This is a genomic window from Mycobacterium sp. 4858, assembly GCF_900240975.1.
Classification (GTDB): domain Bacteria; phylum Actinomycetota; class Actinomycetes; order Mycobacteriales; family Mycobacteriaceae; genus Mycobacterium.
This window is the reverse complement of the sequence record NZ_LT968776.1, coordinates 752,672-777,949: the sequence shown is the minus strand read 5'-3', so window position 1 is coordinate 777,949 and position 25,278 is coordinate 752,672. Positions and strand designations below refer to the sequence as shown.

Genomic DNA, 25,278 nt, shown 5'->3' with positions numbered 1-25,278 from the left:
TCAGTGTTGTCCTAGGTCGTGCGCCAGCACCTCGGCCGACGGGGTCAGTCGCCGGCGGGTGTCGACGGCGATCACTTGCCAATCGACGCGGGAGTAGTCGTCGAACTTGCGGCGCGCCCGTTCCCGCGCCTTCTCCGGTGCGCCGTGGTGAACGCCTTGCGGCGCATGGGAAATCAGGCCGGGCGGCATCGGGATGCCGTAGAGCGAGCCGCCATGGAAGAAGGCGATCTCGTCGTAGTCGACATTGCGGTGATACCACGGCGTGCGCTCGGTCCCCGGGACGCCTTCGGCCGGCTTCGGCAGAAAGTTCATCACGTAGACCCCGGTGGCCTGCATGAACAGGTGCACCGTCGGGGGCAGGTGCACGCTGTCGGACGTGACGACGTTGTAGTCGGCGATGTTGAAGCTGAACGCGAAATTGTCGCCGCGCCAGCCCTCGACGTCGAGCGGATTGTGTTGGTAGAAAAGCGTTGTCGGCCCGCCCTCGTGGACGAGCTGCACCTCGTATTCGTCGCGTCCGTCGTCGTCGATGGGCGCCGGGTCGGGGATGGTGGCCTGCGACGGGTCGAACGGGAAGTGGCGGCCCAGCGGCCCGGGCGGCGGCACGCGGAACTCGTCGGTCGCCTCGACCATGAGCAGCGTCGTCTCGCCATCGGGCACCTGGCGCCAGGTGCACGCCTTCGGCAGGTAGACCCAGTCGCCCTCGCAGTAGCGCAGCGGGCCGAACTCGGTTTCGAGCAGACCCGCGCCCCGGTGCACGAAGCACAGCAGGTCGCCGTCGACATGGCGGGTGTAGAACGGCATCGGCTCGTGGCGGCGGCTCAACAGGATTCGGCAGTCGGCGTTGCTGAACATCAGCAGGGGACCGCCGCGGGCGTCGGTGGCGTCTGCGGACTTGAGCTGGTCCGCGAGCACGTCGACGGGGCGCAGCGGGCCGACCGACCGGTAGGCGGTGGGGTCGTGGCGGCGGTAGAGGTTCGCGGTGCGGCCGGTGAATCCGCCGCGGCCCAGCTCGTCGTCCTTGAGCCCGTCGAGATCGGCGTGCAGGCGCCGCGGTGTCCGGCCTCTGCGCAGGTGGACGAAGGATTCCATGGCTCACTCCCGGCTCGGGCGACAGGACAAAACTGAAAGTGACATTACTTTTTGTTCCGGGCATACACAAGGGCGGCGGATCCGCCGACCATGTCCGGCTTCCCGGATTTGATAGCGCCCGCGCTATCAAATCCTGCGCATGCCACATGACCGAGAGCGGGCCGGTGCGGCCCCATCCCGTCAGTCGCGGACCCGCACCACGACCTTCCCCTTGGCGGTGCGGTTCTCCAGGGATGCCACCGCGGCGGCGGCCTCCTCCAGGGGGTAGACCTCCGGGATGGGGGCGGCCAGCCGGCCCGAGCTGAGCAGCTCCTCGAGCCCGGCCCACTGCTCGGCCAGCGCGTTCGGATGCGTCGCGGTCCACGCCCCCCAACCCACGCCCACCACGTCAATGTTGTTGAGCAGCAAGCGGTTCACCTTGACCGTCGGGATGTCCCCGCCGGTGAAGCCGACCACCAGCAGCCGACCGCCCGGGGCGAGCGAGCGCAGCGAATCCGTGAACCGATCGCCGCCGACCGGGTCGAGCACGATGTCCACGCCGCGCCCGCCGGTCAGCTCCTTGACCGTGTCTTTGAACCCCTCGGCCAACACCACATCGGTGGCCCCGGCGGCGCTCGCGACGTCCGCCTTGGCGCCGGTGCTGACGACCGCGATCGTGCGCGACGCCCCGAGCAGCCCCGCCAGCCGCAGCGTCGACGTCCCGATGCCTCCCGCCGCACCGTGCACCAGCACCGTCTCGCCCCGGGCCAGCCGTCCGCGCACGGTCAGGGCGAAGTACACCGTCAGGTCGTTGAACAGCAGGCCGGCGCCCGCCTCGAAGCTCACGTTGTCGGGGAGCTTGAACACCCGGTCGGGTTGCAGGATCGCGACCTCGGCCATCCCGCCGGACAGCATCGTCAGCCCGACGACCCGGTCGCCGGCCGAAACGTGCGCGCCCTCCGGCGCCGAGCGCACCACGCCGGCGATCTCGGCCCCCAGCACGAACGGCGGTTCGGGCCGGTATTGATAGAGGCCCCGGGTCAGCAGCGCGTCGGGGAACGCGGCGCCCGCGGCGTGCACGTCGACCACCACGCCGTCCCCGGACGGCTCGTCGACCTCGGCCACCTCTATCGCGTCCGGCCCGTCCAGCCGGGTCACCCGTGCAGCTCGCATGGTCGGACAGCCTACTGCCGACTCAAAATCCGTCGGCCACCCGCACCACCGCACGCCCGGTGAACTTGCCGGCGCGCACCTGGTCCAGCACATCGACCACGTCCTTGACGTCGACGTCGCTGGTGAGCGACTCCAGATGGCGCGGTCGCAGCGAATCACCCAGCAGCGCCCACAGTTTGCGGCGCCGGTCGATCGGCATCTGCACCGAGTCCATTCCCAACAGCGCGATGCCGCGCAGGATGAACGGCATCACCGTGGTGTGCAACGCCGGGCCACCCGTCAGGCCGCTGCAGGCGACCGCCCCGCCGTAGTCGACGGCGCTGAGCACGTCGGCCAGCGTCGCGCCGCCCACGCAATCCACCGCGGCCGCCCAGCGCGCCTTGGCCAGCGGGCGCGGCTTGGCGTCGGGATCCTCCGGCAGCCGGCCGATGATATCCGCGGCACCAAGCTCTTTCAGCAGCCCCGCAGCCGACTCCTTGCCCGTCGAGGCGACCACCCGATAGCCCGCGGCCGCCAACAGGTCCACGCTCACCGAGCCGACTCCGCCGGAGGCGCCGGTGACGACCACCGACCCGGCGCCGGGCTGGACGCCCCAGTCGATCAGCGCCTGCACGCTCATCGCGGCGGTGAAGCCGGCGGTGCCGATCGCGGCGCCGTCCCGTGGGCTCAACGCGCCGAGCGCGACGACCTGGTCGGCCGGCAGCCGTGCGTATTCGGCGTAGCCGCCGTGGTGGCCGGTGCCGATCTGGTACCCGTGGGCCACCACCGTGTCGCCGACGGCGAAGTCGGGCGACGCGGACTCGACGACCTCGCCGGTCAGGTCGATGCCCGGCACCACCGGGTAGCTGCGCACCACGCCGCCGCGCGGGGTCAGCGCCAGCGCGTCCTTGTAGTTGACGCTCGAATAGAGCACCCGGATCGTCACCTCACCGGGTGGCAGGTCCGAGGGGCTCAAAGTCTCGACCGAGGCGGTTATCCGGTCACCATCTTCGCGGGCGACGAGCGCCTGAAACGTGTCCATCCCTCGACGCTAACCTCACCGTATGGATTCCTTTCCACTCGGTCGCTTTTCGGTTTCCCGGGTGGGCTTCGGCGCGATGCAGCTGCCGGGCCCCAACGTGTTCGGCCCGCCCCGGGACCGCGACGAGGCGCTGGCCGTGTTGCGGCGGGCGGTCGAACTCGGCGTCGACCACATCGACACCGCGCAGTTCTACGGCCCCGACGTGGCCAACGAGCTGATTCGCGAGGCGCTGCATCCCTACCCGGAGAACCTGGCGCTGGTGAGCAAGGTCGGAGGGTGTCGCGACGACAGCGGCGGCTGGCTTCCGGTCGACGAGCCGGCCGACCTGCGCCACGACATCGAGACCAACCTGCGCGCGCTCGGCGTCGACCAACTGGCCGCCGTCAACCTGCGCGTGTTCGAGAGCGACGGTCCGGATCAGCTGTTCGACGAGCAGCTCTCGGTCATGATCCAAGCACGCGACGACGGGCTGATCGGCGGTATCGGGCTGAGCAACGTCAACCGCGAACACCTACTGCGCGCGTGCGGGCGCACCGAAATCGCCTGTGTGCAAAACGCTTTCAATCTCGTTGACCGATCATCGCAGCCGGTTCTCGACGAGTGCGCGGCGCGCGGCATCGCGTTCGTTCCGTTCTTCCCGCTGGGGGCCGCCTTCGTGCGGCCCAACCCCGTGCTCACCCACGAACTAGTGGTCGACGTCGCCGAGCGGCTCGGGCGGACGCCGGCGCAGGTCGCGTTGGCGTGGACGCTGGGCGTGGCACCCAACGTGCTGCTGATCCCGGGCACCTCGTCGGTGCGCCACCTGGAGGAGAACCTCGACGTCGCGTCCATCGAACTCGACGCGGACACCCGCGAGCGGCTGGACGCGCTCGGCGGATAGTTACGCCGAACGTGCACTCAGGGCGATGAAATCGCCGATTTTCCGCCGTGGTTACACGTTCGGCGCGGCGCGGACCGGGGCTACTTGAGTTCGGCGGACGACAGGCCCAGCAGGCGGCGGGCGACCACCAGCTGCTGGATCTGCTGGGTGCCCTCGAAGATGTCGAGGATCTTGGAGTCCCGCGCCCACTTCTCCAGCATCGATTGCTCGGAATAGCCGGTCGTGCCTGCCAATTCGACGCTCTTGAGGGTGACGTCGCTGGCCATGCGGCCGGCCTTGGCCTTGCTCATCGAGGCCTCTTTGGAGTTGGGGATCTTGTTGTCGGCCTGCCACGCCGCGCGCAGCGCCAGCAGGTAGGCGGCCTCCCAGTCGGCCTCCATCCGCAGGAACTCGGCCGCCGGGGCGCTCTGGGCGTGCGACGGTTTGTCGTAGGAGATCTCCACCCCGGCCTCGGTGAGGATCTTGCGGATCTCCTCCAGGGCGGCGCGGCCCACCCCGATGGCCATGGCGGCCACGATGGGCCGGGTGTTGTCGAAGGTCTCCATCACCCCCGAAAAGCCCTTGCCCACCTCGATTTCCGGGTTGCCCAGCAGGTTCTCCCTGGGAATGCGGACGTTGTCGAACCGGATCGCCGCGGTGTCGGAGCCCTTGATGCCGAGCTTGTGCTCGAGCCGTTCGACGGTGACGCCGGGGTGCTCCCGCGGCACGATGAACGACTTGATCGCGGCCCGCCCCGCCGCCTTGTCCAGCGTGGCCCACACCACGATGTGGGTGGCGCGCGAGCCGGCGGTGACGAAGATCTTCTCGCCGTTGATCACGTATTCGTCGCCGTCCAGCTTGGCGGTGGTCGACACCGCCGCCGAGTCGGAGCCGAAGCCCGGCTCCGTGATGGCCATCGCCGCCCACACCTTGCCCAGGCGCTCGAGCTGCTCCGGGGTGGCGACGGCGGAGATGGCCGCGTTGCCCAAACCCTGATAGGGGACCGAGAGCATCATCGCGACGTCGCCCCAGCAGGCCTCCAAGGTTTGCAGCAGCGCCGCCATGTTGGCGCCGTTGTGGTTTTGGTCCCTGTCCTGGTTTTCGTCGCCCAGGTTGTCGGCCCCGGCGAATTCGATCGACTCCGAGGCGCCCGCGAACAGGTTGTACAGGGTGTCGAGTTCGACGGGGTAGGCGTGTTCCTTCAGGTCGTACTTGCGGGCGATCGGCCGCATCAGCTCCGCGGCACCCTGATGGGTCTTGACGACGACCGCTTGCAGCTTGCGGGGCAGTTCCAGATTGATTGCCATGATTGGTCTTTCGGTAGTCCGGATCGGGGGAGGCGCCTAGATGACTACGACACCCTCGGCCACGCCGATGGCGCGCAGATCGCGATACCAGCGCTCGACGGGGTGTTCCTTGGTGAAGCCGTGGCCGCCGAGCAGCTGCACGCCGTCCAGGCCGATCTGCATGCCCTTGTCGGTGCCGAGTCGCTTGGCCAGCGCCGCCTCGCGGACGAAGGGCAGGCCCTGCTCGGCGCGGGCCGCGCCGCGCCAGGTGATCAGCCGCAGCCCGTCGAGCTCGATGGCGATGTTGGCGCACATGAACGCGACGGCCTGACGGTGCGCGATCGGCTCGCCGAAGGCCTCGCGCTCCTTGACATAGGGGATGACGTAGTCGAGCACCGCGTGCGAGGTGCCCACCGCCAGCGCGGCCCAGCCCAGCCGGGCCAGCGCGATCGCCTCCGAGTAGTCGTCATCGGTTGCCTCGTCCTCACCGAGCCGCGCGCTCAACGGCACCGACACCCCGGAGAGCTCGACGTGGCCCAGGGCCGCCGCGCGGATGCCCATGCTCGGATCCGCCCTGACGGTAAGGCCTTTCGTCGACGACTCGACGATGAACAGGGCCGGCTTGCCGTCGAGTTGTGCCCCGACGATGAACAGCTCCGCGTCGGCCGCCGCCGGGACCAACGACTTCACGCCGTCGAGGCGGTAGCCGCTCGGGGTGCGCACCGCGGTGGTCGTCAGGCGGGTGGGGTCGAACAGCGGCTGCGGCTCGGCGATCGCGACGCAGGCCTGCGGCACGTTCTCGCCGGCGAACTCGTGCAAGTAGGTGGCCTGCTGGTCCGCGCTGCCCCAATGGGTCAGCGCGGCGGCCACTCCGCCGGGCGCCAGGATCGGCAGCGCGAGACCCATGTCGCCGTACGCCAGCGCCTCGGCCACCAGCACGTTGGTGACGCTGGAGCGGTGCGCGGCGATGCCGTCGAAGTCCTCGGGGATGTTGATCGCGGTGATGCCCAACTCGGCGGCCTTGGCGATCAGGTCGGGCGGGTAGGTCGCCGCCTCGTCGGCGTCGTGCGCCGCGGGGCGCAGCACCTCCTCGGCGAATTCGGTGAGCGTCTCGACGATCATCTTCTGGTCGTCGTCGGGCGTCAGGTCGAAGTAGTCCTTGCCGCTCGACTTGAGCCGGGTCGGCCCGCCGCGCAGATTCTGCAGCCGCGTGAACTGCCGGGACGCGGCGGCGGCCGTGGAGAAGATCGTCTTCGTGCCGTATTGCAGGCCGCGGTTGACCGGGTCGCGCAGCTGGTATTTGTCCAGGAACTCCTGCCCCATCAGCGGGGTGAGCAGCGCGATGGCGATGTCGACGCCCGTGCGCTTGTGCGGTTGCAGCCCGATCCCGCTCTGCCGGTCTTTGCGCTTGCGTGAGCGGGCGGATTTGGACGTTTGTGGTGAACCGGAACGAGTGTCGGTCATGTCGGCAGCCTCTGCTGTTGGGGCAATGCGGATAAGCCTATCTTACTCCGGAGTAAGATCACAGAGAACACTTGTTAACTAATTCACAGGGCCGCCGAGGCTGCCGAGGACGCGCGCGTGCAGCGGCCCGTTCGTCGCCAGTGCGCTGCCCCGGTGCGGTCCGGCGACGCCGTCAAGGCCGGTCAGGTTCCCGCCGGCCTCGCGCACCAGGATGTCGAGGGCGGCGAGATCCCACACCGACACCTCGGGTTCGGTGGCGATGTCGACGGCGCCTTCGGCCAGCAGGCAGTAGGACAGGAAGTCCCCGAAGGCGCGCACCCGCCACACCGCATCGGTCAGCGCGATGAAGCGCTCGCGCAGTCCGCGCTGAGCCCAGCCGGACAGGCTGGAGAACGAGAGGCTAGCCGAATCCAGTTGGGCCACAGAGGAAACCGCCAGCCGACGTGGCGGTGCGCCGTCCACCGAGACGAAGGCGCCCCGGCCGCGCGAAGCCCACCAGCGACGCTGCAGTGCGGGCGCGCTGACGGCGCCGACGGTGGGCACACCGTCTTCGAGCAGCGCGATCAGGCTGGCCCACACCGGCACCCCCCGCACGAAGTTCTTGGTGCCGTCGATGGGGTCGATGATCCACTGCCGTCCGGTGAAGGTGGTGGTTCCGCCGAACTCCTCGCCGACGATGCTGTCGTGCGGGCGTTCGCGCCCCAGCGCCCCCCGCAGCTCCGTCTCGACCGCGCGGTCGGCGTCGGTGACCGGGGTCAGGTCGGGTTTGGTGTCGACGCGCAGGTCGAGCGCCCCGAAGCGGGCGGAGGTCAGCGCGTCCGCGCGGTCGGCCAGCGTCAGCGCCAACGTGAGATCGTCCCGGCTCATGACGCAGTCCTATCACGGCCTTACCATGGCGGCGTGTGGGAATTCGGTGTGCTGATCCTGCTGATGGCCGTTCTCGCGGTGGCACTCGCCCAGCGGTTCCTCCCGCGCGGGCCCAAGGGCGAACTGCTCAACGGCACGCTGCTGGTCACCGGGGTGAGCCCGCGGCCGGACGCCACCGGTGAACAGTTCGTCACCATCGCCGGAGTGATCAACGGGCCCACCGTCAGCGAGCACGCGGTGTATCAGCGCATGGCGATGGACGTCGACCACTGGCCCACCATGGGCCAGTTGTTCCCGGTGGTGTATTCGCCGAAGAATCCCGACAACTGGCGGCTGGCGCCCTCGGAGCCGCCCCCGGTGTAGCGAAAGGCCGCGACAGGACTCAGCGCCGATTGTTGAGGTTGTCGACGACGCCCCGCAGTACCTCGGGGTGGCGCAAGAACGGCGTGATGATGTCCACGGGCAGCGGGAAGACGACGGTCGAATTCTGGTCCGCCCCCAATTCCAGCAGCGTTTGCAGATACCGCAATTGCAGTGATGCGGGGCTCTTGGACAGGGTCTCCGCGGCTTCGCGCAGCTCTTCGGAGGCCTGCAACTCTCCGCGGGCGTTGATGACCTTCGCGCGGCGTTCACGTTCGGCTTCGGCCTCGCGGGCCATCGCCCGCTGCATCGACTCGGGAATCTCGACGTCTTTGATCTCCACGACGCGGACCTGCACACCCCAAGGTTCGGTCTGCTTTTCGATGATCGTGCGCAGGTCGCTGTTGAGGTCCTCCCGGTGCGCCAGCAGGGTGTCCAAGTCGGCCCGTCCCAGCAGCGAGCGCAGCGTCGTCTGGGCGATCTGCGAGGTGGCCACGGCGTAATTCTCCACCGCCAGAATCGCTTTCAGCGGCTCCATCACCTGGAACATGACGACGGCATTGACCCTGGCCGGGACGTTGTCGCGGGTGATCACCTCCTGCGGCGGAATGGTCAGCGTCACCAGCCGCTGATCCACGCGAATCATCTTGTCCAGGAAGGGGATCAGGAAGCGAAGGCCTGGACCATACAGGGGGCGCACGTGACCCATCCGAAAGACGACTCCGCGTTCGTACTCGCGCAGCACGGCCAGCGACCACATCGCGAGGACGGCGAGCCCGACAAACCCGGCGATGACGACGACGATCACGACGGAAGTCATGTGGCGTTGCCCTCCTTGCTCTCCCAGCTGCCCCAGCGAGTCGAATACCTGTCGATCGCCGCGGCCGCCTGGTCCTCGAGCGCGGTGCGGTGCGGCAGGTGATCGGGCGCATTGGACGGGGTGTTCCACAGGTGGCGGACCAGCGGCAGGCCGAGCAGCGCGACGATCGAAATGGTGCCGGCCAAGACCAACACGTCAGCGCCCGAGTGGTTGCTGAACATCGTCGCCAGGGGCAGCACGATCCCGAATCCGGCTACGCAACAGGCGATCCCGCGGTGGAACCGTCCGGCGTCCGAATGCGGCCACGGGTCCACCTCGCGGCTGATCTCCCGGCCGTGATCGGACGTCGTGCAACCGGTCTTGACGGGACAGCTGTTGCACACCACCGGCTGGGCGCGATACCGCATGACCCGGTGGCGCGGGTCGAACGAAGTCGGCCATAGCCAGTGGTCCTGCGGGCACACCCAGGCGTCGTGATCCGGCCGGTAGGTGAATTGCCCTGTGCGCCAACGCGCCGCGCGGGCCGACGCACTCCTGGCCATCGAGTCGAAACTCCAGCCGATGGCCACCAGCGCGAGGGAATACCCGGCGATCAGCCATACCGAGGCGGCCGGTTGAGTCACCTGTCAGTCCTTCGCCGCCACCGGGGCACCGGTCTCCGGCTCGGTCGGGGCTTCGACGTAGAGCGGATGTTCGGGCAGCTCTTGAACCGTCGAACCCGTGCGGAAATGCCGCAACGCCGTCCAGGCGATCCAGACGAACGGCAGCACACCGCCGACGATCAGAATGAGGTCGCCCGGCATCCGCAGCCATTCGATCACCGCATTCCCGGGTCTGGTGATGTAGCCCAGCGAACGAGCCTCGAAATAGCCGTCGTTGACCGAGTGATACAGCTGCAGCACGCCCAGCGGCAACAGGGTGACGAACACCATCCACGCCAGGCCGATGTTCATGCACCAGAACGAGATTCGCGCCAGCTGCTCCGGCCACTTGTCGGCCGGGATCACGTAGCGGAACGTGAACATCGCCAGGCCGACGGCGAGCATGCCGTAGACGCCCATCATCGCGCCGTGTGCGTGGTTGGCGGTCAGCGCGGTCCCGATCTGGTAGTAGGACACGATCGGCAGGTTGATCAGGAACCCGAAGATGCCCGCGCCCAGGAAGTTCCAGAAGCCCACCGCGACCAGGAACATGACCGCCCACCGATGCGGGAAGGGGTTGGTGTCGCCGGACTGCTGGCGCGCCCCCAGTTGCAGGAACGCCCACGCCTCGACGGTGAGGAAGGTCAACGGAATCACTTCGGCCGCCGAGAAGAACGCGCCCAGCGCCATGTGCTCCACCGGGGTGCCCGAGAAGTACAGGTGGTGCATGGTGCCGATGACGCCGCCCGCGGAGTACAGGATGACGTCAAGGAAGATCACGCCCAGCGCGATCCGTTCGCGCACCACGCCCAGCAACACGAACATGTAGGCCACCATCACCGTGGTGAACAACTCGAGGAAGTCCTCGACCCACAGGTGGACCACCCAGAACCGCCAGAACTCGGCGACGGTGTAATGCGTGCCGCTGCCGGCCAACAGCCCGACGGTGTAGAACGCCGGGATCGCCAGCCCGGAGAAGAAGAACAACCATGGCATGTTCATCTTCGACTCGCCTTTGAGCCGGGCCCGCATGCCCCGGAAGATGATCGCAATCCACACGAACAACCCGACGATCAGCAGGATCTGAAACAGCCGCGGCAGGTCCAGATACTCCCACTGCTGGGACAGCAGCCCATGTGGGATCACTCCGTAGATTGAGAGCGCCTCGCAAATCAGCGAACCGAACACCACCACCGCGACCGCGCCCAGCAGGACGTACGCCAGCAACCCCTGACGGCGCGGCTCGCGGCGGGCGATGAACGGCACCAGGAAGATGCCGCCGGCTAGGAAGGCCGCCGCGGTCCAGAACAGCGCCAGCTGCACGTGCCACGTGCGCGCCAGGTTGTAGGGCAGCACCCGGGCCAGGTCCAGCCCGAAGAAGGTCGACAGGTCGGCCCGGTAGTGCTCGGCGGCCGCGCCCAGCAGCGTCTGCGCCAGGAACAGCACAGAGACGATCGCGAAGAACCACACGCACGCGCGCTGCGCCGGCGTCAGGCTCACCTCGCCCGGTTGGCGGAATGACAGCGTGGACGACTCTGCGCTGTGCCAGCCGACCTTCTGGCTCCATCGCCCGTAGACGGCGAACATCGCGCCGATGCCACCGAGCAGCGCGATCAGCGACAGCGCCGACCACACGATCACCGGCGCGGTCGGGCCGTTGTCGACCCGCGGCTCGGCCGGCCAGTTGTTGGTGTAGCTGTACTTGTGACCGGGGCGTTCGGCCGCGCCTGCCCAGGCCGTCCACGCGAAGAACGCCGTCAGGTCGTGGATCTGCGCCTTGTCGGTGATCATCCGGGGCAGCAACCCGTACTTGGTCGAGTTCTCGCCGAAGTAGGTGGCGTAGTGGTTTTGGATGTGGTCGAACGCCGCGGCCTGCCGGTCGGTGAACACCAGCGTCTTGGAGTTGGGGTTGTATCGGTTGGTACGGAACTCGGTGACCACTCGATCGCGCGGGTCGGTCACCCCCTGCGCCCGCAGCTGGTCGGCGACGTCCTGCGTCGCCATCCGCAGGTATTCGGCGGTGTAGTCGGGCCCCAGGTATGCGCCGTGCCCCAGCACCGAGCCGTATTCCATCAGGCCCCGAGTCTGGTAGAGCTCCTGCCCCCGAGTGATGTCGTCGCCGGTGAACAGCAGCTGGCCCGATTCGTTGACGACCCTGTCCGGCATCGGCATCGACGCCGAGTAGGTGCGGTAGGCCAGGATGCCCATGACCAGGAAGCCGAAGATCATGACCAGGGCGACGCCCTGAAGCCAGCCTTTGCCTACCAGGGGCTGTGAGGAAGTCGGTTGAGCGGTCTGTTGAGCGGCCATACGCGAGTCTCCCGTCTCCGATGATGGGTGGTGACGCCCCGCCGTCCATCTGCGCAAACAGCTTGTATTCGGTTGTCATCGCCGGGGGAACGCCAATTCTTCGCCGTCACACGTCGCCAAGGGCCTATGGCATCTGTTTCGGGACCAATGCCCCTGGGCGAGAGTGGCTTCCCCCCATAACGTCATGGCTGGGCGACGCGAAAGTTCCCCGCTTACACCTCAGCAGAGGAGACCGCGATGAGCAATAGCCTCCCGGCTCCGGCAGTCGTCGTAGGGGTGGACGGCTCGAGGGCGGCGCAGCAGGCCGCCCTGTGGGCGATCGACGAGGCCGTCAGCCGCGATATCCCGATGCGATTGGTCTATGTCGTCGACCCGCAGGACGCCACCACCGCGCAGGCCTGCGAGGCGCGCCTCGCAGGCGCGAGGACGGCGCTGGCCGACGCCCATCGGTCCGTGGGCGCCACCGGCGCTCCGGTCAAGATCGAAACCGACATCCTGTGCGGAAGGCCGCTCACCAAGCTGCTGGAGGAGTCGCGGTCGGCGGCCATGATCTGCGTCGGCTCGATCGGGCTCAACCACGCCCGCCATGGCGGAACCCCGGTCGCGACGGCGTTGGCCGGCTCGGCCCGGTGCCCGGTCGCGGTCATCCGGCAGCCGGCAAGACGGTCGGCGGCGCCGAAGGTGACGACGGTGCTGGCCGAGGCCGACAACGGCATGGTGCTGCGGCATGCGTTCGATGAGGCGAGGCTGCGCGAGGCGACGCTGCGCGCGCTCTGGGTGTATCGCGGTGAGGACTCCCAGGACGACGGTGACGGAACGCGTTCGGCGCAAGCGCAATTGACTCGACGGCTCGCGCGTTGGACGCGGCTGTACCCGGACGTGCGGGCGGAGCCCGCGATCGTGCGCGACAGTGTGGAGCAGTACCTGCGCGCCAACCCGGAAGCCGGGCAGCTGCTGGTCACCGAAGGTCATACCGCTGAGCGGGTTTGCAACGCGGGACATTCCGTGCTGGCGATACGGTGCGGCAACCTGTGACCGCGGGAATGGCGGAAGCGAACGCCGATCTGGTCGGCCGCGCCGACGTGGAGGCGCTCCTGCGCCGCTTCTACGGGCGGGCGCTGGCCGACGAGGTGCTGGCCGAGCCGTTCGCCGGCTTGCGCGCCGTCGGTTTGGACGCACACATTCCGAGGATGTGCGATTTCTGGGAGACGGTGCTCTTTCGCGCGGGAAGCTACCGCGGCAGCGCGTTGCAGGCGCACCGCGACATCCACCGGCGGACCCCGCTGTCCAACCGCCACTTCCTGCGCTGGCTCAGCATCTGGCACACCACCGTCGACGACATGTATCGCGGACCGGCGGCCGACCGGGCGAAGGTTCAGGGCGCCCGGATCGCCTGGGCCATGCACCGCCGGCTCACCGGACTCGACGCACCCGAACTGCTCGCCACCGCGGCTTCGTGATCAGCCGTGGCTGATGCGCAGCAGCTCCTCGAGGTTGGGCAGCTTGACGCGGGGACGCCCGTGCGGCTCACCGGCGGCGCGCTCGTGACGGTCGATGACCTCCCAGTGCGCTGAGGTGACCAGCTTCGGCTGGCGTGAGGCCAGCCACTCGGCCAGCTTGTCGGCGTGGTCCTCGGGGAAGTCCGCCAGGTCGCCGGCTTTAGCGCGGTCCAGATCGGCCAGCAGGGTGTCGACCGTCTCCTGGGAGTCCTTCTTATTCGTGCCGATGACACCCGTCGGGCCGCGCTTGATCCATCCGGCGACGTATTCGTTGCGGCTTCCCTCCACCCGGCCGGCGGTATTGGGGATGGTCGCGGTCTTGTCGTCGAACGGCAGTCCCGGCGTGGGCATACCTCGGTAGCCGACCGACCGCACCACCAGCTGAACCGGCAGTTCCTCGCGCTCGCCGGTGTCCTTTGCGGACACCCGGCCGCTGTCGTCGTTGACCAGTTCGTTGCGGCCCAGCACGATGCTCTCCACTTTGCCGTCGCCCTTGATCTCGATCGGCGAAGTCATGAACCGGAACACGATTCGACGATGGCCGGGCCGTGGCGCGCGCCCGGCGTAATCGCGCAACACCTTGATGTTCAGCTTCGTCGTCTTGTCCGCGGCGGCCTCGTCGTCAGCTGTGATGCCCTCCAGCTGCGCTGGATCGACGATCACGTCGACGCCCTCCAGATCCGCCAGCTCGCGCAACTCCAGCGTGGTGAACGCGGTCTGAAGCGGCCCGCGTCGCCCGATCACCACCACTTCCTCCACACCACACGGCCGCAGCGAATCCAGGGCGTGGTCGGCGATGTCGGTGCGTGCGAGCACATCGGGATCGGTCACCAGGATGCGCGCGACGTCCAGGGCGACGTTGCCGTTGCCGACGACGACGGCCCGGGCGCCCGACAGGTCCGGGCCGGGTTCTTGGAAGTGCGGGTGCGCGTTGTACCAACCCACGAATTCGACGGCGGCCATGCTGCCGGGCAGGTCCTCGCCGGGAATCTTCAGCGACCGGTCGGACTGCGCCCCGACGGCGTAGACCACGGCGTCGTAGCGTTCGGTGAGCTCACCGGGCAGCACGTGCTCACCGACCACGACGTTGCCGAAGAATCGGAAGCGCGGATCCTCGGCGGTCTTTTCGAACTGCTTGCTGATCGACTTGATCTTCGGGTGGTCGGGCGCGACGCCGGAGCGCACCAGCCCCCACGGGGTGGGCAGCATCTCCAGCATGTCGACGGCCATATCGAGGTCCTCGGCCGCGTCGGCCGCCTTGAGCAGGGCTGACGCGGCGAAGAATCCCGACGGTCCGGAGCCGACGATTGCAACGTGGTATGGGCGCATACTCGACCTTCTATTCGTGCCCGGTGAGCGCGCGGGGGGCTGTCGGCGCGCAGTGCGGGGCGCACATGATCGTGATTCGATGCTAAACGCATGACCGCTGGTCGTGGGCGGGGCACTCGCCGGGAGACGAGGTGCCTGGCGGGCCCCGGTAACGTTGTCGGCTGTGGAACCCGACCGTCAAGCCGATATCGCCGCCCTTGACTCCACCCTGACCACGGTGGAGCGGGTGCTCGATGTGGACGGTCTGCGCAGCCGCATCGAGAAGCTCGAACACGAGGCGTCCGATCCCCAGTTGTGGGACGACCAGGCCCGCGCGCAGCGGGTGACCAGCGAACTGTCACACGCGCAAGGGGAGCTGCGCCGCATCGAGGAGTTGCGCCGGCGCCTCGACGACCTTCCGGTGCTCTACGAGCTGGCGGCCGAAGAAGCAGAAGGTGCCGCCAGCAAAACGGAAGCGCTCGCCGAGGCGGACGCCGAGCTGAAGGCGCTGCGCGCCGACATCGAGGCCACCGAGGTGCGCACGCTGCTGTCCGGCGAATACGACGAGCGGGAGGCGCTGGTCACCATCCGCTCCGGCGCCGGCGGGGTGGATGCGGCCGACTGGGCCGAGATGCTGATGCGGATGTACATCCGGTGGGCCGAGCAGCACAAGTATCCCGTCGAGGTGTTCGACACCTCCTACGCCGAGGAGGCGGGCATCAAGAGCGCGACGTTCGCCGTGCACGCCCCGTTCGCCTACGGCACGTTGTCCGTCGAGCAGGGCACCCATCGATTGGTGCGGATCAGCCCGTTCGACAACCAGAATCGACGCCAGACGTCGTTCGCCGAAGTCGAGGTCCTTCCGGTGGTGGACACCACCGATCACATCGACATTCCGGAAGGCGATGTGCGGGTTGATGTTTACCGCTCCAGCGGCCCGGGCGGCCAATCGGTGAACACCACCGACTCGGCGGTTCGTCTAACCCACATCCCAACGGGTATCGTCGTGACTTGCCAGAACGAAAAATCGCAACTGCAGAACAAGATTTCGGCGATGCGGGTGCTTCAGGCAAAGTTGTTGGAGCGCAAGCGTTCCGAAGAACGGGCCGAGCTGGACGCGTTGAAAGGCGAAGGCGGCAGTTCGTGGGGCAACCAGATGCGCTCCTACGTGCTGCACCCGTATCAGATGGTCAAGGATCTGCGGACCGACTACGAGGTCGGTAATCCGGCGGCCGTCCTGGACGGAGACATCGACGGGTTCCTGGAAGCGGGAATCCGGTGGCGCAACCGAAAAGATGACGACTAACACAACTCTTCTCGCCTCGCCCGCGGTGATAAAGGCGCTGGGCTGGCACGAATTCTGGCGCGGCGACGTCGGCCAATGGATCATCACCAGGGGTCTGCGGATCGTGATGGTGCTGATCGTGGCGGTGCTGGCGGCCCGGTTCGTCAACTGGGTCGCGCAGCAGGTGACCCGTCAGCTCAACCTGGGCTTCACCGAAAGCGACGCGCTGGTGCGCTCGGAGGCCACCAAGCACCGCCAGGCCATGGCCTCGGTGATCTCCTGGGTGTCGGTGGTCCTCATCAGTATCTGGGTCATCATGCAGATCGCCGACGTGCTGCAGTTCTCCGTCGGTGGGCTGGTCGCGCCGGCCACCGTGGTCGGCGCCGCGCTGGGGTTCGGCGCGCAGCAGCTGGTGAGGGATCTGCTGTCCGGTTTCTTCATCCTGGCCGAGAGGCAGTACGGCTTCGGGGACCTGGTCACCCTCACCGTCGTGGCGTCGACGGAGGCCAGCGGGACCGTCGAGAACGTGACGCTGCGGGTGACCCGGCTGCGCTCACCGGACGGCGAGGTGCTGACCATCCCCAACGGGCAGATCGTGAAGGTGGTGAACCTGTCCAAGGACTGGGCGCGCGCAGTGGTGGACATCCCGGTGTCCACCAGCGCCGACCTGAACCGGGTCAACGAGGTCCTGCACCAGGAGTGCGACCGCGCCATGGACAACCCGGTGCTCGGGGATTTGCTGTTGGATGCCCCCACGGTCATGGGCGTGGAGAGCATCGAAGTCGACACCGTCACCTTGCGCCTGGTGGCCCGGACCCTGCCCGGCAAGCAGTTCGAGGCCGGCCGGCAACTGCGCGTCCTGGTCATTCGCGCGCTGGCCCGCGTCGGCATCATGACCGCGGCGGACGCGACGGTGGGGCTGGTGGAAGACCCGTCGGTCCCGGCCGCCCAGGCCGCCGAAGACCGGATCGACGACGACGTGCAAGGTGCGGTGCAGAAGCGTTGAAGTTCACCCTGAGCATCTTCGAGAAGCGCAGCGGGGACTCCGACTCAGATCACCGCTGGCCGCAATACATGTTCGGCGGGCGAGTCCGCACATCGACCCTGGTGTTGATCGTCGCCTTCTTCGTCGTGTGGTGGGTCTACGACACCTATCGTCCCGAACCGGCGCCCAAGCCGCCGGCGCAGCAAGTCGTGCCCCCGGGCTTCGTTCCGGACCCCAACTACACCTGGGTGCCCCGCAGTCGCGTGCAGCAGCCGCCGGCCACGCCCACCTATACGCCGACCCCGACGAGCACGCCGCCGCCACCGCCGCCACCGCCGCCGGTGACGACGACCACGACGACGCCGCCGCTGCAGCTGCCGCAGTTGCCTTGCCTGCTGCCGCCGCCGTTCTGTCCACCCAGTACGAGCCCGACCACACCGCCTCCTCAGCTACCGCAGCCGGGGCCCGGTCCGGCGCCCAGTTCGCCGCCGCCAGCCAGTTGACTTGGCTTGCCAGCGAAATTCACGGCTACACTGGCGTGCCGTGATGATCACCCTGGACCATGTCAGCAAGAAGTACAAAGCGTCGGCCCGCCCAGCGTTGGAGGACGTCAACGTCAAAATCGACAAGGGTGAATTCGTCTTCCTGATCGGCCCGTCGGGCTCCGGCAAGTCGACGTTCATGCGGCTGCTGCTCGGTGAGGAGAACCCGACGTCCGGCGACATCCGGGTGTCGAAGTTCCACGTCAACAAGCTGCGCGGCCGTCACATCCCCAAGCTGCGTCAGGTGATCGGGACCGTCTTCCAGGACTTCCGCCTGTTGCAACAGAAGACCGTGTACGAAAACGTCGCCTTCGCGCTGGAAGTGATCGGCAAACGGACCGACGCGATCAACCGGGTGGTGCCCGAGGTGCTGGAAACCGTCGGCCTGTCGGGCAAAGCCAACCGGCTGCCGAACGAGTTGTCCGGTGGCGAGCAGCAACGCGTCGCGATCGCGCGCGCGTACGTCAACCGGCCCCTGGTTCTGCTGGCCGACGAGCCGACTGGCAATCTCGACCCGGACACCAGTAAGGACATCATGGATTTGTTGGAGCGGATCAACCGCACGGGGACGACGGTGGTGATGGCGACGCACGACCACCACATCGTCGACTCGATGCGCCAGCGCGTCGTGGAGTTGTCGCTGGGGCGGCTGGTTCGCGACGAGCAGCGCGGCATCTATGGGATGGACCGCTAAGTGCGCTTTGGCTTCCTGTTCAACGAGGTCCTGACCGGTCTTCGTCGGAACGTCACGATGACGGCCGCGATGATCCTCACCACGGCCATCTCCATCGGCTTGTTCGGCGGCGGCCTGCTGGTGGTCCGGCTGGCCGACAACTCGCGGGAGATCTATCTCGACCGCGTCGAGACGCAGGTCTTCCTCACCGACGACATCTCCGCCAACGACGCGACGTGTGCGTCGGCTCCGTGTAAAGCGCTGCGGGACAAGATCGATGCACGACAAGACGTCAAATCGGTGCGCTTCATCAACCGGCAGGACGCCTACAACGACGCGATCAAGAAGTTCCCGGAGTTCAAGGACGTGGCCGGCAAAGAATCGTTTCCCGCGTCGTTCATCGTCAAGCTGAACAATCCCGAACAGCACGCGGAGTTCGATGCCGCGATGCAGGGTCAGCCCGGGGTACGCAGCATCCTCAACGAAAAGGATTTGATCGACCGGTTATTCGCCGTTCTGGACGGTTTGCGCGACGCCGCGTTCGCCGTCGCGCTGGTGCAGGCCGTCGGGGCGATCCTGCTGATCGCCAATATGGTGCAAGTCGCCGCCTACACGCGACGCACCGAAATCGGGATCATGCGCTCGGTCGGCGCCAGTCGCTGGTACACGCAGTTGCCCTTCTTGGTGGAGGCGATGCTGGCCGCGTCCATCGGTGTGGCCATCGCGATCGTCGGCCTGATCCTGGTGCGGGCGTGGTTCCTGGACAACGCGCTGAGCCAGTTCTACCAAGCTCATTTGATCGCGAAGGTCGACTATGCCGACATCCTCTACATCTCGCCGTGGTTGTTCCTGCTCGGCGTGTCGATGGCCGGGCTGACCGCCTACGCGACGTTGCGCCTCTACATTCGGCGGTAGCTATGGCCAAAGATCTTGGCCGGGCCAAGGGGGCGGGCGGCAAGCGCGGCAGCAAACAGATTGTCGCCACCAATCGCAAAGCGCGGCACAACTATTCGATTCTCGAAGAGTTCGAGGCCGGAGTGGCTTTGCTGGGCACAGAGGTGAAGAGCCTGCGCGAGGGCCACGCGTCTTTGGCCGACGCGTTCGCAACCGTCGACGACGGCGAAGTGTGGTTGCGCAACTTGCACATTCCGGAGTATCAGCACGGTAGCTGGACCAACCATGAGCCCCGTCGCAACCGAAAGTTGTTGTTACATAGGCAACAAATCGACCGTCTGGTCGGAAAGATACGAGATGGTAACCTCGCCCTCGTGCCGATGTCTCTGTATTTCTCCGAAGGAAAGGTCAAGGTCGAGCTCGCGCTGGCGCGCGGCAAGCGAGCGCACGACAAACGCCAGGACATGGCCCGCCGCGATGCCCAGCGCGAAGTGGTCCGTGAATTGGGTCGCCGAGCCAAGGGCATGAACTGATCGGGGCCGCTTACGCCCAGCTGTCGGCCGTCACGTACGGCGTCAGCGATTTCGTGGGCGGTGTAGCCGCTCGACGGGTGGCCGCGCTACGCGTGATGCTGGTGGTCTACCCGATCGAGACCTTCTTGCTGGGCGCGCTGGCCCTCGTCGTGGGCGGGCCCATCTCGCGCGGCGCCATCTTCTGGGGCGGCCTGTACGGCGTCGGGATGGCGGTCGGCATGTGGGCGTTCTTCGCGGCGCTGGGCGCCGGGCCGATCTCCGTCGTCTCGCCGCTGGCCGCGGTCCTCAACGCCGCCGTGCCGGTGGCGGTCGGAGTGGCCCTGGGGGAGCGTCCCGGGCCGGGGGCCTCGGTGGGCGTCGTGCTGGCCCTCATCGCGGTCATGCTGGTGAGCCGGGAGGCGACGGCGCAGGGCGTGACACCGTATCGGTTCACCCCGAAGGTGGCCTGGCTCACACTGCTGGCCGGCTCGGCGATGGGGCTGAACCTGGTGTTTCTCCACCAGGCGCCGCACGCGTGCAAGCTGTGGCCGCTGGTCTTCGCCCGCCTCTCGGCCACCGTGGTGATCTTCGTGATGGCCGCGGCCAGCGACAACTTTCGGGCGCCGCGCGGCAAGCCCATGAAGCTCGCCTGGGCCGTGGCCCTGTTGGACATCTGCGCCAACGTCACCATGCTGCTGGCCCTGCACACCTGGCTGCTCTCGCTGGCCAGCATCCTGATCTCGCTCTACCCGGCCGCGACGGTGGTGCTGGCGATGGTCGTGCTGCGCGAGCGGCTGACCCGCTGGCAGGGCTTCGGCATGGTGATGGCCATGGGATCCGTGGCCATGATCGCGGCCAGCTGACGACCTGGCCGGCCGACCGGCCTACTATCCGAGCATGGCCGATCGCCCCGTCACCAAGCTGGACAAGTCCGATGTGCTCGCTGGTCTGTTCGCGGTGTGGGACGACATCACCACACTGCTGGACGGGTTGCCGGAAGCGGAATGGCAGGCGGCCAGTCCGTTGCCCGGCTGGGACGTCAAGGCGCTGGTGGCGCACATGATCGGCACCGAATCCTTCCTCGCCGGCGCCCCCGCGCCCCAGCCCGACATCGACGTCTCGGCACTGGAGCATGTCCGCAACGACATCGGAGTGATGAATGAGTGCTGGGTGCGTCACCTGGCCGCCGAATCCGGCGCGGACGTGCTCAAACGCTTCAAGGGCATCACCGACGAACGGCGCAGGGCGCTGGCGGGCATGCCCGCCGAGGAGTGGGACGCCGTGACGCTGACACCGGTGGGTCCGGAGAGCTACGGGCGGTTCATGCGGGTCCGCGTGTTCGACTGCTGGATGCACGAGCAGGACATTCGTCAGGCCCTGGGGCGGCCGTCGTCCGACGATCAGCTCGTCGGGCCCGCGTCGGAACTGTCCCTCGCCGAGATCGCCGCGACGATGGGCTACGTGGTGGGCAAGCGGGCGAACGCGCCCGAGGGTTCGCGTGTGCTGTTCGAGCTCACCGGGCCGCTTGCCCGCGGCATCCGCGTCAGCGTCGACGGCCGGGCCCAGGTGGTCGACGACTTCGGCGGTCTGGAGCCGACGGTGACGATCCGGCTGGACGGGCTGCAGTTCACCCGGCTCGCCGGCGGGCGCCCGATGTGTGCCTCGCGGTCACAGGACGTCGACCTCGGCGGAGACCAGGACGTGGCCGCCCGGGTCGTCGAGCACCTCAATTTCGTGATCTGATCGCCGCCGCTCGGGAAGACAACTCCGTTGCCGCGCGTTGATATCGGCGTACCATTGATTTTCCTGCCGAAAATCGGCGGGTGTGCGAGGGGCTGAAAGGTTTCGACATCGCGCATCGAATCAAGGGAAGCGTGCCGGTGCAGGCAAGAGACCACCGTAAGCGTCGTTGCAACCAGATAAGCGCCGATTCACATCAGCGCGACTACGCTCTCGCTGCCTAAGCGACAGCTAGTCCGTCAGACCGGGAAAGCCCTCGACCCGGAGCCTGGCGTCAGCTAGAGGGATCCACCGATGAGTCCGGTCGCGGGAGTCATCGGGACACCAACAGCGACTGGGATCGTCATCCTGGCTAGTCCGCGTGACCAGGAGATCCGAGCAGAGGCATAGTGGACTGCGCACGGAGAAGTCTTGAGGGAATGCCGTTGGACCCGGGTTCGATTCCCGGCAGCTCCACAACAGAAGGGCCGCAGAGATGCGGCCCTTCTTCTTTTCCTTCACGAAGCAAGGCCATTAAGGCGCAGAATCGTCCCCAGCGTCACGATTCCCGTCAAGATTGATTTATAGACTCCCGAATAGTAGTTCCGATTTGAACCGTGCAAGGGGTTCGATGGGGGCCAAAGTTTTCGCGAGATTCCCTGGGTGTGTTGGAACCGCTTATTCATCAAGTGAGCCCTTCATCGGCTGGAAACGCCGGGCCAGATCCTCATTCAGCCGAGCGCAGATATATCGAAGAGGATTCGCACTTCTGAGGGCCAAAGACTCTGTTGGCGGTTAGCGAGAAAATGCAACATCGGTGCACATCGTGATCGTCTTGTGAAGGGACTGCGCCTGTAGGCGCCTGGTTTCGCCGCAGGTCCGTGTCCGAGATATTGCAGCAGTCATATCGGCTGTTCTGAGGGTGAGGGGACACCGTGTCAGCAAAGGACACAAATCAGACGCCGCCGGACGACGCAGTCACCACTTCTCCCCGAAGCCGTTGGACGAAAATTCTGGTGTGGGTGGGCGGTGTACTGACCACAGCAGTTGTCGTTCCGGTTGTTGCTTGGGCCGTAGGCGGGCCCTTGCATTGGTTCACCAAGGTAATCAGTCCGGAGGAGTACTTGTCTGCCACCGCAAGGGTTCCGTCGTCCAGAGCCAGCTGTCAACATGGCGGGGAAGGATGGGTCTTCAATAAGGATCCGCAGCACTTGCCCATGGTGCTTCCCAGGGATGACGTGGACGCGTGGGCGGCCGCTAACGGAGGCATCCCAGCAAGCGGCAACTACGTCACGGTGGATTTGCAGGCGCGGAATGGACACACGGTTGTGGTCGACAGCATCTCGATCAATGTGGTCTCCCGTACAAACCCACTGCAAGCTACGTGGGCGAACACGTGGGCACAATGTGGGGGACTCAAGCCATATCGGTTCCAGGCAAACCTGGACACAACACCTCTCACTGTCACCGCTATCCCGGACGAGGGGGCTGTTCCAGAAGGCGAGGTGCGCCGTCCCGTGGAATTGCCGCACTCGATCAGCGCCTCGGACCCGACGGAAGTCTGGAATCTGACTGCGGTTACGACTAGTTGCACCTGCGAGTGGACCGCAACCCTGAACTGGACGTCAGAGGGTAGGCAGGGACACACCGAGATCACCAACAACGGTCATCCCTTCCGGGTCGCAGCCGTCACCCGCTCAACCCGTGTGCTGCCTGGTGACAACGGGTGGATGATCGTTAGACCGCAGGGTTAGACCGGCACCTGTTGTCACTTAGGACAGCCTCGATATTGGCCACCGGGCAGCATGACTGACAGCAACGACGCCCGCGCAGCATCGTCACACTCAACTCCACCAAGCCCGTTCGTCGAAGCACCGCCGGCGGGCTACACCGGATGGGTGTGGAAACGGCCGAGGGAGGATAAGACTAGGCAAGGCCGGTTGGATTTTGCCTGGGGTGAGCGGCTTTAATCGCCATACGACGGCGATGTCACGTTGTGCACGCCCGACACCGCATCGCGGGAACGTGTATCGGAAGAGCGAGTGAGGAGCTCTCATGACCTATCGCCGTCTTGCTTGGGCGCTCGGTGCGGTGGTGGCGGTGGCGGCGGCCCCCATTCCCGTCCAAGCCCATGGCGAGCCGCCGACGAAGTGTCTGACCAACACTCCCAAGGGCAAGCAGGTCTATGTGCCCTGCGATCTGCTCAACGCCGGCGCCAATTTCCCGCCGGGGCAGCGTTGTCCTCCACCGCTCGAGCAGTATCCGAAAGATGTGGCGGACTGGTGCGGCGAAGGCCCGGGCCTGGCGAGTACCACGCCCACGACTCCGACGAGCCCGACGAGCCCGACCAGCCCGGCGCGGACGACGAGCCCCACGAGTCCTACGACCTCAACGAGTCCTACGACCTCAACGAGTCCTACGACTTCAACGGGTCCTGCTACCTCAACGAGTCCTACTACCTCAACGGGTCCGACGACCTCAACGACCACCACGAGCCCGGCGGCTCCTGGTAATGCAGAATGACCAAAAGCCTTGGTGGACCTGACGTTTCGCTTCCAGCGGCTCCACTGACACACGCTGCGGGGTAACCCGACACGCGCCGGGCGATGGAACCCGCTTGGCAGCGCGTTGCTGTTCAATCAGCTCCGTTTTCCAGGCGGAGCACGGCGTCCACCGGCACATCGTGGTTGATGATCTGCTCGGCGACCACACACATTTGCATCCTGGTGTCGCGTGACATTCTGCGGAGCACTTCGAAGGCTTGCGTGCCGTCGAGTTGGAACCGGTCGGTGATGATGTCCGTGGCTTGGGCGATGAGGTCGCCGGGCCAGAGTTGACTGGCCCTGTCGGTCATCCTTCTAGCCAGTCTGTTCGCGGTCGCTGGGTGTCTCAGCGAGTTCGGTGAGCTCCCGGGCCTGAGCCTGCTTAACCGCGGCGAGCATGCGTGCGCTCAGGTCCAGGCATTCCCGCTCTCCGACGCCGCCGTTGACGGAATATCCGATCTGGCGCACCTGGATAGCGAATTGGGTTAGGTCGTCACACAGTTGTTTCATGGAAACCTTCTGGCTGTGAAAGGTCTTGGCATTGGCCATATGTGCCGCGGACGCCCACGTCCCGTCCGACTTAGACCCAATTCCGGACGCCTACGTCCCGCCGAATTGAGGGTTGTAACGTCCTGGAATTCTATACCCGCGAAGCGGCTTTGCACTAGTGCGCTTGTAGAAAATCCGCCGTGGTCGATTGCCGCCGGTCAACCCGGCCAACGGCGCGCAGCGCTCGTCAGTCGCCGGCCTCGATTGCCGCGACTCTTGCGGCGGCGTCGGGTCCGCAGAAGCGCTGGAGGTCGACTCCGCCCGCGGCCAGCAGATCGTCGATGCGGCGTTTCAGGTCACCCGAGGAAAGGTGGGCATAGAGATTTCCACCAGGGCAAGAGGTCTGGGCTAGGTCGCGATGGCCCGCCAACGTGGCGGTTGCTATACGGAAATTCTGGGCGGCCCATGCGAACGCGCGAGCCGCTCCCTGAAGCTGGGCCTCCGACACGGCCTCTTGATCGAAGTCTCCCTCGCACAGCACGAGGAAATGGCCCGTCGTGTCGTAGTCGGTCGCGGTGTCACCCGCGATTTCGGTGCTCCGGAGTTCGTAGATGTTGCCGTTGCGGTCCACGCCGACGTGATAGGCGATGTCGATCCAGCCGTGCTGATCCTGGTGGTACCGCTGATCCCGTCGCAGGTGGCCCGGGGCATTGCGGTTGTCGCCAAGGACGACGGCCTCGTGGTGCAGGGTCATCCGGGTGATGGTGTGGCGCCTTCCGCCAGCGCCCGCTGGGCGCGCGCCCCAGGCGTCGCGGCAAAGCAACGGTGCCGCACTCTCCGCCCTCAGGCTGACGCCGGTCGACGTCGGGGAAGGTCGCCGAGCCGAAGGCGGCCAGGATCGGATCATGGAAGCCACCCCCACGCCCACGCCGCCGGCCACCGCTAACAGCCGGCGAC

General features: G+C 66.8%; 26 protein-coding genes and 1 other RNA gene. 14 read left to right on the top strand and 13 right to left on the bottom strand.

The annotated features are described in order from the left end of the window. The 3 genes from C1737_RS12120 to C1737_RS12110 form a co-directional block, all read right to left on the bottom strand. Entirely contained in the window at positions 1–1,092 is a 1,092-nt protein-coding gene (locus C1737_RS12120) for a homogentisate 1,2-dioxygenase (protein ID WP_102418450.1), read from the bottom strand. Positions 1,093–1,272: 180 nt separating this feature from the next. Then, the gene (locus C1737_RS12115) at positions 1,273–2,244 is read right to left on the bottom strand and encodes an NADPH:quinone oxidoreductase family protein (RefSeq protein WP_102418448.1); all 972 of its coding nucleotides are present in this window, start codon (positions 2,242–2,244) and stop codon (positions 1,273–1,275) included. 22 nt (positions 2,245–2,266) lie between these two features. Beyond that, positions 2,267–3,265: an acryloyl-CoA reductase gene (locus C1737_RS12110; protein WP_067919648.1), complete on the bottom strand. Its 999-nt coding sequence runs from the start codon at positions 3,263–3,265 to the stop codon at positions 2,267–2,269. 22 nt (positions 3,266–3,287) lie between these two features. Here C1737_RS12110 and C1737_RS12105 point away from each other — a divergent pair, with 22 nt between their 5' ends. Further along, a complete protein-coding gene (locus C1737_RS12105) occupies positions 3,288–4,145 on the top strand; it encodes an oxidoreductase (RefSeq protein WP_102418445.1) in 858 nt (285 codons plus the stop codon). An 80-nt stretch (positions 4,146–4,225) separates the two neighbouring features. Here the strand turns inward: C1737_RS12105 and C1737_RS12100 are convergent, their stop codons facing one another. The 3 genes from C1737_RS12100 to C1737_RS12090 all read right to left on the bottom strand — a co-directional run bounded on the left by C1737_RS12100 (position 4,226) and on the right by C1737_RS12090 (position 7,741). Beyond that, positions 4,226–5,431, bottom strand: coding sequence for an acyl-CoA dehydrogenase family protein (locus C1737_RS12100; protein ID WP_067923985.1), 1,206 nt, complete (start codon positions 5,429–5,431; stop codon positions 4,226–4,228). Between the two features lie 36 nt (positions 5,432–5,467). Beyond that, a complete protein-coding gene (locus C1737_RS12095) occupies positions 5,468–6,874 on the bottom strand; it encodes an acyl-CoA dehydrogenase family protein (RefSeq protein ID WP_068094533.1) in 1,407 nt (468 codons plus the stop codon). Between the two features lie 78 nt (positions 6,875–6,952). After that, complete coding sequence (locus C1737_RS12090) at positions 6,953–7,741, bottom strand: inositol monophosphatase family protein (protein WP_102418443.1); 789 nt, start codon at positions 7,739–7,741, stop codon at positions 6,953–6,955. 33 nt (positions 7,742–7,774) lie between these two features. On the opposite strand from C1737_RS12090, the gene C1737_RS12085 reads away from it, so the two are divergent. Continuing rightward, entirely contained in the window at positions 7,775–8,104 is a 330-nt protein-coding gene (locus C1737_RS12085; protein ID WP_068094524.1) for a hypothetical protein, read from the top strand. Between the two features lie 19 nt (positions 8,105–8,123). Here C1737_RS12085 and C1737_RS12080 read toward each other — a convergent pair whose 3' ends face one another. The 3 genes from C1737_RS12080 to C1737_RS12070 are packed head-to-tail and all read right to left on the bottom strand — an operon-like array spanning position 8,124 to position 11,872. After that, a complete protein-coding gene (locus C1737_RS12080; protein WP_068094521.1) occupies positions 8,124–8,921 on the bottom strand; it encodes a slipin family protein in 798 nt (265 codons plus the stop codon). Then, positions 8,918–9,544, bottom strand: coding sequence for a hypothetical protein (locus C1737_RS12075; RefSeq protein WP_102418440.1), 627 nt, complete (start codon positions 9,542–9,544; stop codon positions 8,918–8,920). The genes C1737_RS12080 and C1737_RS12075 overlap by 4 nt, the downstream gene beginning before the upstream one ends. A 3-nt stretch (positions 9,545–9,547) precedes the next feature. Beyond that, positions 9,548–11,872 (bottom strand): nitric-oxide reductase large subunit, encoded by a 2,325-nt coding sequence (locus C1737_RS12070; RefSeq protein WP_068094518.1) that lies wholly within the window; start codon positions 11,870–11,872, stop codon positions 9,548–9,550. A 237-nt stretch (positions 11,873–12,109) separates the two neighbouring features. On the opposite strand from C1737_RS12070, the gene C1737_RS12065 reads away from it, so the two are divergent. Both C1737_RS12065 and C1737_RS12060 read left to right on the top strand, forming a co-directional pair. Then, positions 12,110–12,907: a universal stress protein gene (locus tag C1737_RS12065; RefSeq protein ID WP_068094516.1), complete on the top strand. Its 798-nt coding sequence runs from the start codon at positions 12,110–12,112 to the stop codon at positions 12,905–12,907. 8 nt (positions 12,908–12,915) lie between these two features. Continuing rightward, positions 12,916–13,332 carry a group III truncated hemoglobin gene (locus C1737_RS12060; protein WP_067916792.1) on the top strand — a complete coding sequence of 139 codons (417 nt, stop codon included), beginning with the start codon at positions 12,916–12,918 and terminating at the stop codon, positions 13,330–13,332. Here the strand turns inward: C1737_RS12060 and C1737_RS12055 are convergent, their stop codons facing one another. Further along, the gene (locus C1737_RS12055) at positions 13,333–14,700 is read right to left on the bottom strand and encodes an FAD-dependent oxidoreductase (RefSeq protein ID WP_102418438.1); all 1,368 of its coding nucleotides are present in this window, start codon (positions 14,698–14,700) and stop codon (positions 13,333–13,335) included. A gap of 163 nt (positions 14,701–14,863) precedes the next feature. On the opposite strand from C1737_RS12055, the gene prfB reads away from it, so the two are divergent. From prfB to C1737_RS26715, 10 genes are all read left to right on the top strand, one after another. Next, complete coding sequence (prfB, locus tag C1737_RS12050; protein WP_068094508.1) at positions 14,864–15,985, top strand: peptide chain release factor 2; 1,122 nt, start codon at positions 14,864–14,866, stop codon at positions 15,983–15,985. Continuing rightward, entirely contained in the window at positions 15,975–16,970 is a 996-nt protein-coding gene (locus C1737_RS12045; RefSeq protein ID WP_068094505.1) for a mechanosensitive ion channel family protein, read from the top strand. The genes prfB and C1737_RS12045 overlap by 11 nt, the downstream gene beginning before the upstream one ends. Beyond that, entirely contained in the window at positions 16,967–17,452 is a 486-nt protein-coding gene (locus C1737_RS12040; protein ID WP_102418435.1) for a hypothetical protein, read from the top strand. The genes C1737_RS12045 and C1737_RS12040 overlap by 4 nt, the downstream gene beginning before the upstream one ends. Positions 17,453–17,495: 43 nt before the next feature. Next, positions 17,496–18,185, top strand: a complete 690-nt coding sequence (gene ftsE, locus C1737_RS12035) for a cell division ATP-binding protein FtsE (protein WP_067920955.1) — start codon at positions 17,496–17,498, stop codon at positions 18,183–18,185. Further along, positions 18,186–19,079: a permease-like cell division protein FtsX gene (gene ftsX, locus C1737_RS12030; protein ID WP_067920953.1), complete on the top strand. Its 894-nt coding sequence runs from the start codon at positions 18,186–18,188 to the stop codon at positions 19,077–19,079. A gap of 2 nt (positions 19,080–19,081) precedes the next feature. Continuing rightward, positions 19,082–19,591 (top strand): SsrA-binding protein SmpB, encoded by a 510-nt coding sequence (smpB, locus tag C1737_RS12025; protein ID WP_067920951.1) that lies wholly within the window; start codon positions 19,082–19,084, stop codon positions 19,589–19,591. Next, on the top strand, positions 19,588–20,433 hold the full coding sequence (locus tag C1737_RS12020; protein WP_142393456.1) for an EamA family transporter: 846 nt from the start codon (positions 19,588–19,590) through the stop codon (positions 20,431–20,433). Before smpB ends, C1737_RS12020 begins: the two co-directional genes overlap by 4 nt. Before the next feature lie 34 nt (positions 20,434–20,467). Beyond that, positions 20,468–21,313 (top strand): maleylpyruvate isomerase family mycothiol-dependent enzyme, encoded by an 846-nt coding sequence (locus C1737_RS12015; protein WP_102418432.1) that lies wholly within the window; start codon positions 20,468–20,470, stop codon positions 21,311–21,313. A gap of 88 nt (positions 21,314–21,401) precedes the next feature. Next, positions 21,402–21,769, top strand: a transfer-messenger RNA (tmRNA) gene (gene ssrA, locus C1737_RS12010). 1,802 nt (positions 21,770–23,571) lie between these two features. After that, positions 23,572–23,802, top strand: a complete 231-nt coding sequence (locus C1737_RS26715; protein ID WP_158243965.1) for a hypothetical protein — start codon at positions 23,572–23,574, stop codon at positions 23,800–23,802. A 122-nt stretch (positions 23,803–23,924) separates the two neighbouring features. On the opposite strand, the gene C1737_RS12000 is transcribed toward C1737_RS26715, so the two are convergent. The 3 genes from C1737_RS12000 to C1737_RS11990 form a co-directional block, all read right to left on the bottom strand. Next, entirely contained in the window at positions 23,925–24,143 is a 219-nt protein-coding gene (locus tag C1737_RS12000; RefSeq protein ID WP_067920943.1) for an ANTAR domain-containing protein, read from the bottom strand. Between the two features lie 4 nt (positions 24,144–24,147). Continuing rightward, a complete protein-coding gene (locus C1737_RS11995; RefSeq protein ID WP_102418429.1) occupies positions 24,148–24,381 on the bottom strand; it encodes a hypothetical protein in 234 nt (77 codons plus the stop codon). Between the two features lie 187 nt (positions 24,382–24,568). Further along, a complete protein-coding gene (locus tag C1737_RS11990; RefSeq protein WP_255413416.1) occupies positions 24,569–25,144 on the bottom strand; it encodes a peptidoglycan recognition family protein in 576 nt (191 codons plus the stop codon). Positions 25,145–25,278 lie beyond the last annotated feature (134 nt).